General features: G+C 73.2%; 7 protein-coding genes. 5 read left to right on the top strand and 2 right to left on the bottom strand.

Translation table 11 applies throughout. The features are described 5' to 3' along the window. Positions 1-155: 155 nt before the first annotated feature. Positions 156-2,255 carry a PhoX family protein gene (locus ACZ462_RS11935; RefSeq protein ID WP_467809073.1) on the bottom strand — a complete coding sequence of 700 codons (2,100 nt, stop codon included), beginning with the start codon at positions 2,253-2,255 and terminating at the stop codon, positions 156-158. A gap of 516 nt (positions 2,256-2,771) precedes the next feature. Here ACZ462_RS11935 and ACZ462_RS11930 point away from each other — a divergent pair. Then, positions 2,772-4,328, top strand: a complete 1,557-nt coding sequence (locus ACZ462_RS11930) for a VWA domain-containing protein (protein WP_467809071.1) — start codon at positions 2,772-2,774, stop codon at positions 4,326-4,328. Between the two features lie 93 nt (positions 4,329-4,421). On the opposite strand, the gene aspS is transcribed toward ACZ462_RS11930, so the two are convergent. Then, entirely contained in the window at positions 4,422-6,227 is a 1,806-nt protein-coding gene (gene aspS, locus ACZ462_RS11925; protein ID WP_467809070.1) for an aspartate--tRNA ligase, read from the bottom strand. A gap of 161 nt (positions 6,228-6,388) precedes the next feature. On the opposite strand from aspS, the gene ACZ462_RS11920 reads away from it, so the two are divergent. The 4 genes from ACZ462_RS11920 to ACZ462_RS11905 all read left to right on the top strand — a co-directional run bounded on the left by ACZ462_RS11920 (position 6,389) and on the right by ACZ462_RS11905 (position 9,699). After that, on the top strand, positions 6,389-7,489 hold the full coding sequence (locus ACZ462_RS11920) for an AI-2E family transporter (RefSeq protein WP_467809069.1): 1,101 nt from the start codon (positions 6,389-6,391) through the stop codon (positions 7,487-7,489). Positions 7,490-7,822: 333 nt separating this feature from the next. Continuing rightward, on the top strand, positions 7,823-8,128 hold the full coding sequence (locus tag ACZ462_RS11915) for a hypothetical protein (protein WP_467809068.1): 306 nt from the start codon (positions 7,823-7,825) through the stop codon (positions 8,126-8,128). Positions 8,129-8,230: 102 nt separating this feature from the next. Continuing rightward, on the top strand, positions 8,231-9,169 hold the full coding sequence (locus tag ACZ462_RS11910; RefSeq protein ID WP_467809067.1) for a hypothetical protein: 939 nt from the start codon (positions 8,231-8,233) through the stop codon (positions 9,167-9,169). Further along, positions 9,166-9,699 (top strand): hypothetical protein, encoded by a 534-nt coding sequence (locus ACZ462_RS11905; RefSeq protein ID WP_467809066.1) that lies wholly within the window; start codon positions 9,166-9,168, stop codon positions 9,697-9,699. The genes ACZ462_RS11910 and ACZ462_RS11905 overlap by 4 nt, the downstream gene beginning before the upstream one ends. Positions 9,700-9,701: the final 2 nt, after the last annotated feature.

The following is a 9,701-nucleotide window of genomic DNA, read 5'->3' as shown; positions in this document are numbered from 1 at the left end:
TGCGGCGCCGCACCCCCCCCCCTGCTCCCCCCCCCCCCCCCCCCCCCACCCCCCCCTCCCCCCCCCCCCCCCCCCCCCCCCCCCCCCCCCCCCCCCCCCCCCCCCCCCCCCCCCCCCCCCCCCGGCGGACCACCCGTCCTGCGGAGCCGGCCGGGTCAGACGCCGATGTTCCTGCCGTCCTTGCGCCACACGGAGACGACGGCGGGGCGGACCAGCTTGCCGGGCCCGTCGGGCCATGCCGACGCCGGCTTCTCGACGGACGCGCCGTCGACCTCGCCCGGGTGCTGCACGGCGACGAGGACCCGCTTGTCCTGCACCAGGGGGCCGCAGGTCTCGGCGCCGCGGGGCACGGTCAGGAACTGCTTCAGCTCGCCGCGGCGCGGGCCGGCCGTCGCAACGCCGAAGAGGCCGTCGTGGGAGCCGAGCTGGTTGCCGTCCGTGGAGATCCACAGGTTGCCGTGCGGGTCGAAGGCCACGTTGTCCGGGCACGAGATCGGGCTGACCTTGTCCTTCGGGAAGCCCGCGAAATACGTCGAGGGGTCGTTCGGGTCGCCGGCGACCAGGAACAGCCGCCACGCGAACCCGTCGCCCGCCGGGTCGTCGAAGTTCTCGGCGAGCTCCAGGATCTGGCCGTGCTTGTTGGCGTTGCGCGGGTTGGCCTCGTCCGCACCCGGCTTGCCGGCCTTGCCGCGGTCGGAGTTGTTGGTCAGCGCGACGTACACGCGGCCGGTGCGCGGCGAGGGCTGGATGTCCTCGGGCCGGTCCATCTTGGTGGCGCCCGCCTTGTCGGCGGCCTGCCTGGTGAAGACGAACACCTCCTCCGCGGTCATGCCCTCGACGTGCGAGACGTTCCCGGACGGCGAGGCGGTGGCCAGCTTGATCCAGGTGCCGGACCCGTCGAAGGCACCGTCCGCCGGCAGCCTGCCGGTGCCGTCGACCTCGGCGGCCGGGGAGTCGCCGGTCAGCTTGGCCACGTACAGGGTGCCCTCGTCGAGGAGGGTCAGGTTGTGCTCCTTCGCCGCCCGCGAGTCGCCCTTCTTCATCCGCTTCGAGGAGACGAACTTGTAGAAGTAGTCGAAGCGCTCGTCGTCGCCGCTGTAGACGACCGGGCGGCCGTCCTCGGTCAGCCGGGGCTCCGCGCCCTCGTGCTTGAAGCGGCCCAGAGCGGTGCGCTTGCGCGGCACGGAGTGCGGGTCGTACGGGTCGAGCTCGACGACGTAGCCGAAGCGGTTCGGCTCGTTGGGCTCCTGGAGCACGTCGAAGCGCTTGTCGAACCGCTCCCACTTGCGCTCGGAAGCGCCGCCGCTCAGGCCGTAGCGCTTGAGGCGGGCCGCCTGGACGGGGTCGGTGACCTTGCCGGCGTTGCCGAAGTACTGGTTGAAGTTCTCCTCGCCGTGCAGAGTCGTGCCCCACGGGGTGGTGCCGCCGGAGCAGTTGTTCAGCGTGCCCAGTACCCGGGTGCCGGACGGGTCGGCGGAGGTCTTCACCAGGTCGCTGCCGGCGACGGGCCCGGAGAGGCGGAACTCGCTCGTCGCGGTGAGGCGGCGGTTGAGCGGGTGGCGGTTCACGGCGGTCAGCCGGCCGCTGCGGTGGTCCTCCTGGACGACGACCACGCCGAGGCCGTGCGCGGCCCAGGCGATCTCCACCTGCTCGCGGGTCGGGTTCTCCGGGTCGTAGCCCCGGAACATCAGCTGCTCGTCGGTGTACTCGTGGTTGGCGACGAGGAGCTGCTGCCGCTCGTAGCCGCTGCCGAGCGGGAGCAGTGCGAGGAAGTCGTTGTTGTAGCCGAACTGGCCTGCCTGGGCGGCGGCGGTCTGCCGGTCCGGGTGGAAGGCGGGGGCGCCCTTGACTATGGGGTCGCCCCAGCGGATGACCACGTTCTGCTCGTAGCCGGCGGGGACGGTGACGCGGTCTTCCGTGTTCGGCGCGACGGGCGTGAAGCGCAGGCCGCGGGCCCCCGCGGCGTCGGCGGCGCCGTCGGCGGCGAACGTGTCCGCGACGGGGGCGGCGACCGCGGGGGATCCGCTGCCGCCGACCGCCGCCGCGGTCCCGGCGGCGGTGGCGACGGTGACGACAGCGGCGGTGCGCAGCATGGAGCGGCGGGAATAGGCGCGCGCGATGACGTCGCCGACGTACTCGTTGCCGCTCGTGTTCGGGACCTCGTGGAAGCAGGCGTCCCCGCAGCGGTAGCGGCAGGTGAGGGCGGAACGGCCGCCCCCGTGCGGGGTGCCGATGAGCGGCAGGAGCTTGCGCACGAGAAATCCTCCGTAGCTGCACGGGCCGACGGGAAAGTCGACCGGATCCAGCGGTGACGCTAGGGCGGGCCCGCGCCGGTACGGCGGCCGCGGGATGAACGCCCGGTGAACCGGGCGCGTCAGAGCGGGAGTTCACGGCCCGCGGCGGCGGGCAGGGTGGCGGCCCCTGCCTTTCGGCCACTTCCGGCAGCCCGGCCGCAGTCACCCGACACCCGACGCAAAAACACCCAATTCGGTTGGTACGGCGCCGCTTCAGTGAAGCGGAAGGACGCGGTACGGTGCCGGTCAGCGCGGTCCGCGGGGGCAATTCCCCGCGGAGACCGGAACAAACGGGAGATGTGGGAGAAGGCCGAAAAGGGAGGGAGCGGGGCGGGCGCCACGAAAGGTGACCCTGCCGACGTTCCACCCGAGGGGCCGATAACCTTACGTGTCCACTCTGGGCAGGGATCAACCGCGCAGCACGGACAAAAGACGCACGCACTCATGCGAAAGGCCTGGCCCATGGGTATTCGGAGCTTGTTGCGCAAGGTTTTCGGACGGTCCGCCGAGCCGGTTCCGGAGACGACCGAGGCCACCTCCACCACCTCTTCGCCTGCCGTGCCCAACCAGGCGGAACGCAACCCGCTGGACGCGGCGGCCGACCTCGTCGCGGCGTCCTTCGACAACCCGACCGTCCCGCCGCAGTCCGCGCCGCGCGACCGGGAAGCGGGCGCCGTCGTCCTGACCGCGACGGCCACGGACGCGACCGTCCCCGAGGCCCGCCGCCCCCTTTCCCCGTCCCAGCCGCCGCACTCCGACACCGCGGCCGGCGCCGGTGGCGGTGGCGAGGCCGCGGAGCCCGCACGGGCCCCCGAAGCCGCCGAACCGGCCGCCGATGCCGCCGCCCCCGCGCAGCCGGAGGCCGAAGCCGCCGAGCCGGCCGCCGATTCCGCCGCCCCGGAGCCGCAGGCCGACGCCTCCGCCGAAGCGGAGCCCCGGCCCGCGCCCGAGGCCGCCGCCGACGAGGCCCCCACCGCCACGGCCGAGTCCGCCCCCACCGCCGAAGCCGAGCCCGAAGCCCAGCCCGAGGCCCAGCCTGTGGCCGAGGCCGCCGCCGACGAGGCCCCGGCCGAGCAGGCGGAGGCCACCCCCGAAGCCGAAGCCGCCCCCGCGGGTGAGGCGCAGCCGGAGACCGCGACCGCCGAGGCCGAGGTCGCCGCCGAGGCCGAGGCCCAGCCCGCGCCCGCCGCCACCGAAGCGAAGCCCGCCACCGAAGCGAAGCCCGAGGCCGAAGCGAAGCCCGAGGCCGACGCGAAGCCCGTCGCCGAAGCGGAGCCCGCCACCGAGGCCGACGCGGGGACCGTGGCCGAGCCGCAGGCCGAAGCCGCTCCCGAGGCCGAGGCCGAGCCCGTCGCCGAGGCCGTGGTGGCCGAGGGGCCCGCCGTCGCGGCGGCCGTCGTGCGGAAGCGGGCCCCCGAGGTGGCCGCCGCCTACAAGGCCGCCGGGCAGGTGCTCCGCGGCAAGGGCCGTACCGGAGCACGCGCCAAGGTGTACCTGGTCCTGGACCGCTCCGGCTCCATGCGCCCGTTCTACAAGGACGGCAGCGCCCAGCACCTCGCCGACCACGCGCTGGCGCTCGCCGCGCACCTCGACGCCGAGGCGACCGTGCACACCGTGTTCTTCTCCACGGAGGTGGACGGCACCGCCGACCTGAGCCTCGAAGCGCACGACGCCTCCTGGGTGGAGGCCCGCCACGGCGAGCTGGGCCGCATGGGCCGCACCAGCTACCACGTCGCCGTGGAGCAGGTCCTGAAGCGGTACCGCGAGGACGGCGGCACGGGCCCGGCCCTCGTCGTGTTCCAGACGGACGGCGCCCCCGACAGCCGCCAGCCCGCGAAGCAGGCGCTCGCGGACGCGGCCGACGCCGCACCGGAGGTCCACTGGCAGTTCGTCGCGTTCGGCGACCACGACAACAAGGCCTTCGACTTCCTGCGCAAGCTGGACGGCGCGAACACCGGCTTCTTCCACGCCGGGCCCGCCCCCCGCGAGCTGACCTCCGCGGCCCTGCTCAAGGGCGTCCTGGAGCACTTCTGAGCCGCCGCACCCCCGCAGGACCGAAAGCGAAGGCGCCCCCGCCCCGGAGAGATCCGGAGCGGGGGCGCCTTTCGCCGTCCGCCGGGCAGGCGGCTACTGGTGCTGCTTGACCGACTTCTCGACCGGCTCGGAGGTCTTCGTCTCCACCGGCTTGCGCAGCGCGATGTTCAGCTCCCGCAGGCGGGACTCCTCCAGCACCGTCGGCGCGCCCATCATCAGGTCCTGCGCGTTGCCGTTCAGCGGGAACGCGATGGTCTCGCGGATGTTCGGCTCGTCCGCGAGCAGCATGACGATGCGGTCGACGCCCGGGGCGATGCCGCCGTGCGGCGGGGCGCCGAGGCGGAACGCGCGCAGCATGCCGGCGAACTCGCGCTCGACGGTCTCCGCGTCGTAGCCCGCGATCTCGAAGGCCTTCAGCATGACCTCGGGCTCGTGGTTGCGGATGGCGCCGGAGGACAGCTCGATGCCGTTGCAGACGATGTCGTACTGCCAGGCCAGGATGTCGAGCGGGTCCTTCTCCTCCAGGTCCTTCATGCCGCCCTGCGGCATGGAGAACGGGTTGTGCGAGAAGTCGATCCTGCCGGTCTCCTCGTCCCGCTCGTACATCGGGAAGTCGACGATCCAGCAGAACCGGAAGACGTTCTCCTCGAACTGGCCGGCGCGCTTGGCGGCCTCGACCCGGACCGGGCCCATGATCTTGGAGACCTCGTCGAACTCGCCGGCGCCGAAGAACACGGCGTGGCCGGGGGCCAGGCCCAGGCGCTCGGTGAGGACCTTGACGTTCTCCTCGGTGAGGAACTTGGCGATCGGGCCCGTCAGCGAGCCGTCCTCGCCGACGCGCACCCAGGCCAGGCCCTTCGCGCCGAGCGAGACGGCGAAGTCGCCGAGGCCGTCGAAGAACTTGCGGGGCTGCGCGGCGGTGTCCGGGACCGGCAGGGCGCGGACGTGCTTGCCGGCGAACGCCTTGAACTCGGAGTTCGCGAAGACGTCGGTGATGTCGACGAGCTCCAGCTTGGCGCGCAGGTCCGGCTTGTCGTTGCCGTACTTGAGCATCGACTCGCGGAACGGGATCCGCGGGAAGGGCGAGGTGACCTCGCGGCCGCCGCCGAACTCGGTGAAGAGCTCGGTCATCAGCTTCTCGATCGGCTGGAAGACGTCCTCCTGCTCGACGAACGACATCTCCACGTCGAGCTGGTAGAACTCGCCCGGCGAGCGGTCGGCGCGGGCGTCCTCGTCGCGGAAGCAGGGCGCGATCTGGAAGTACCGGTCGAAGCCCGAGATCATCAGCAGCTGCTTGAACTGCTGCGGGGCCTGCGGCAGCGCGTAGAACTTGCCCGGGTTCAGGCGGGACGGCACCACGAAGTCGCGCGCGCCCTCGGGGGACGTCGCCGTCAGGATCGGGGTGGCCATCTCGTTGAAGCCGAGCGCCGTCATCTTCTGCCGCATCGCGGCGATCACCGCGGAGCGCAGCATGATGTTGCGGTGCATGCGCTCGCGGCGCAGGTCGAGGAAGCGGTACTCCAGGCGCCGCTCCTCGTTCACACCGTCGTCGGTGTTGATGGTGAAGGGCAGCGGGCCGGCCGCGCCCAGCACCTCGACCTCGGCGGCCTCGATCTCGATCTCGCCGGTGGGCAGGTCGGGGTTGACGTTCTCGGCGCCGCGGGAGACGACCTTGCCGTCGACGCGGACGACGGTCTCCTTGGAGAGCTTGTCCAGCGCCTCGGCGGCCGGGGTGCCGGGGCGGGCGACGAGCTGCGTGATGCCGTAGTGGTCGCGCAGATCGATGAAGAGGATGCCGCCCAGGTCTCGACGATTGTGCAGCCAGCCACTGAGCCGGACGTCGGTGTTGACGTCAGAGGCGCGGAGCTCGCCGCAGGTGTGGGACCTGTACCGATGCATCAGTCATCCAGTTCTTCGCGATACCAGGGTGGATTCAACCCTGACAAGGTTACCGTCCGGGCCGGGGCCCGCGCTGGCGCGCCCGCCCGCCCCGCCGGACGGGCGGACCGGCCCGATGAGCTGTAAGGACGATCGCGGCGGGCCCGTGGTTGGATGACCGGGTGCCGATCGCTTCCCTGCTGCCCGAGCCCGTACGCCGCCTCGCCGCCTGGTGCGCCGTCGTCCTGCTGGTCACCGGTGTGGCCGCGGTCGGCGTGTGGCTGTGCATCGTCCTCAAGACGGCCGTCACCCCGGTCCTGCTCGCGCTGCTCGGCACGGCCCTGCTGGGCCCGATGCACCGGCGGCTCGTCACGATGGGCGTCAACCGCTCCCTCGCGGCGGCGCTGACCTGCCTCGCCGTGACCGCGGTGGTCGGCGGGGCGACGTACGTGGTGGTCGCCGCGCTGATCGACACCGGCGACCAGATCGCCGGCTCGCTGCGGCGCGCCGGGCAGGACCTCGCCCCGCACTTCGGGGCCGCCAGCACCTCGCTGGAGGACCTGGCCGCGAACGCCAAGGGGCTGCTGGCCAAGTTCGGCGGGACCGCCGCCTCCGGCGTGATCGCCGGCATCGGCGCAGTCACCCAGATGCTGGCCACCGCCGTCCTCGCGCTGCTGCTCATCTTCTTCTTCCTGCGGGACTCCGACCGGGCCGTCGGGACGCTGCGCTCGCTCGCCCCCAGCGCGTCCGGCGACACCGTCGAGGCGATGGCCCGCCGCGCCTTCGGGGCGGTCGAGGGCTTCATGCGAGGCACCACGTTCATCGCACTCATCGACGCCCTGTGCATCACCGCGGGCCTGCTGGTCCTCCAGGTGCCCGGCGCGGTCGGGCTGGGCGCCCTCGTGTTCGTCGGGGCGTACATCCCGTACCTGGGGGCGTTCATCTCCGGTGCGGTCGCCGTGCTCGTCGCGTTCGCCGAGCGCGGCTGGATCGTCGGGCTGTGGGCGGTGGGCGTCGTCCTCGCCGTGCAGGTGCTGGAGGGGCACGTCCTGCAGCCGGTGATCCAGAGCCGGACCGTGCAGATGCACCCGGCGGTCGTCATGCTCGCCATCACGGCCGGCGCGGGTGTCGCGGGGATCCTCGGCATGCTGCTGGCCGTGCCCCTGACGGCGGCGGCGTTCGGCGTGCTCTCCGAACTGCGGGCTCGGTACGCGCCGGCCGCCCCGGCCGCCCCGGCGCCCGCCGCGGAGCTTGCGGGCGTCCCGGGACCGGCGGCGGATTAGGCCATTGGAGTCACGGTGCTTTCCGGACAACCCCGAACCGGTCCCTGATCATCCGAAAGCGGCGGACCCGAGGGCACCGCTTGCGCGCTGCCGTGCCCTCCTGCGCAAACACCCGAAACGATCTGGACGCCCCGTGGAGGCCGGACCCGTCTTGTAAAGGGATGATTCGAGCCGGTCCGGCCGTCCCGCCCGCAACCCCCTGGCATGCGATTCGTCTTCGTGCCATCGTCGTTGACCGGACCGGGGGGACCAGCACGGCGTCTGCCGTCGCAGGCGGTGCCGACTTCTCCTCTCGGCTGCACCACGACGTGTCCGCTCAGAAGAGGAGACAGCGTGCGCAAGGCAGCAAGGTTCACGGCGGTGGCACTCTCCGCCGCCACGATCGCCCTGGGAACGGTCAGCGTCGCCCACGCCGGCGACTACACCGAGAACGGGGTGCGGATCCGCTCCAACTCGAACACCAGCGCGGCGGTTCTCGGCCTCGGCTACACCAGCCACACGATCACGCCGATCTGCTACCAGGCCGGCACCGTGATCAACGGCAACAAGTGGTGGGACAAGCACCGCAACAACAACACCGGGGTCACCGGCTTCAGCTCCATGACCCTGCTGACCAAGTGGGCCTCCAGCCACTGCTGACCGGTACGCGGATCCACCCGGGGCCGGGGCCGCTGGAATCGGTCCCGGCCCCGGGCGTGCCGCGCAGTGTACGACCACCGGCCCACCACCGAAAGGCTGATCGTGCTCCACGCACGCCGACGGCCGCTCCTGCTGACGGCCGCCGCCCTCGCGGCGGCCGCGGCACTGGGCGGCTGCACCTCCGAACCCGCGCGGCCCGGCGGCGCGGCCGGGGACCGGGGCGAACCCGCGGTGAAGATCACCCCGCAGCCCGACCCGGCGAACGCGCCTCTCCCGCTGGACGCGTACGGGTTCGACACGAGCCAGCAGAAGGCCCTCCAGCAGGCGCAGGACATCCTGACCGAGGCCTGCATGCACCGCATCGGATTCACCTCGTTCAAGAACACGAGCACCTACGTCACGGCCGGCGCCGGCGCCCGGCGGACCACCAGCGGGATCGGCCTGGTCGACGCCGAGGCGGCCAAGAAGTACGGGTACCGGTCCGGCGGGCTGCCCGACCGGGAGGCGGGCGCGGCGCAGAAGCGCGATCCGAGCGAGACGGCCGCCCTGTTCGGCCCGCAGGACGGCGCCCCGGCCCACCCGGGCGCCCCCGAGGGCGGCTGCGCGGGCGAGGCGGCCCGCAAGCTGTACCCGCGCAGCACCACGGGGCCCGCGGGAGCCCCGGCCGGGAACGGCCTGGTCGACGAACTCGCCCAGCAGGCCGCGGACCGGGCCCGGGGCGACAGCCGGGTCACGGCGGCCGTCACCGAGTGGAGCGCCTGCATGCGCGAGGCCGGGTTCCAGGTGAAGACGCCCTGGGAGCTCCAGCAGATGGAGGGCACCCGGTGGACGGGTCCGGTCACCTCCGAGGAGATCACGGCGGCGACCACGGACGTGTCCTGCAAGCAGCGGACGAAGCTGTCGGACACCTGGACCGCGGTGCTGGCCGGCTATCAGACGCAGCTCGTGGAGAAGCGGAAGCAGGACCTGGACCAGGAGAAGAAGCACCTCGGCGAGCAGGTCGCGTTCGCCGAGAAGGTCCTCGCGGGCGGCGGGGCGTGAGGCTCCGCCGCGCGGCCGGGGCCACCGGGGCGGTCCTGGCGCTGGCCGCCGCGGCCGGCTGCGGCACCTCCCCCGCGTCCTCCGCCTCCGCGGACGGCCGCCCGGCCGCGGAGGCCGGGCTGCGGAGCCCGAGCCCGGAGGTCCGGCAGGCGTACGACGCGTACTGGGCGGCCTGGCTCGCGGCGAACCGTACGCCCGACCCCGCGGACCCGGCGCTCGAACGGGTCGCCACGGGCACCCAGCTGGCGGAGTTGCGGGAGAACCTCGCGCACTCCCGTACGGCCGGGCAAGTGCTGCTGGGCGAGGTGGGGCACCGCGTCGAGGGCGTCTCCGAGACCGGTCCGGGGCAGCTGGAGCTGCACGACTGCATCGACCTCGACCGCTGGCTGATCCACGACGCGCGGACCGGCCGGCCGGTCGACCAGCTGGAGGACAAGCCGACGCAGCTGGGCGCCTTCACCCTCAAGCGGGAGGGGGAGGGCGGCCCGTGGCGGGTGGCTTCGCTCCGGGTGATCGGCGAGAACTGCTGAGC

It is taken from the genome of Streptomyces sp. NPDC031121, assembly GCF_055570615.1.
This window is presented reverse-complemented; position numbering and strand designations above follow the sequence as displayed.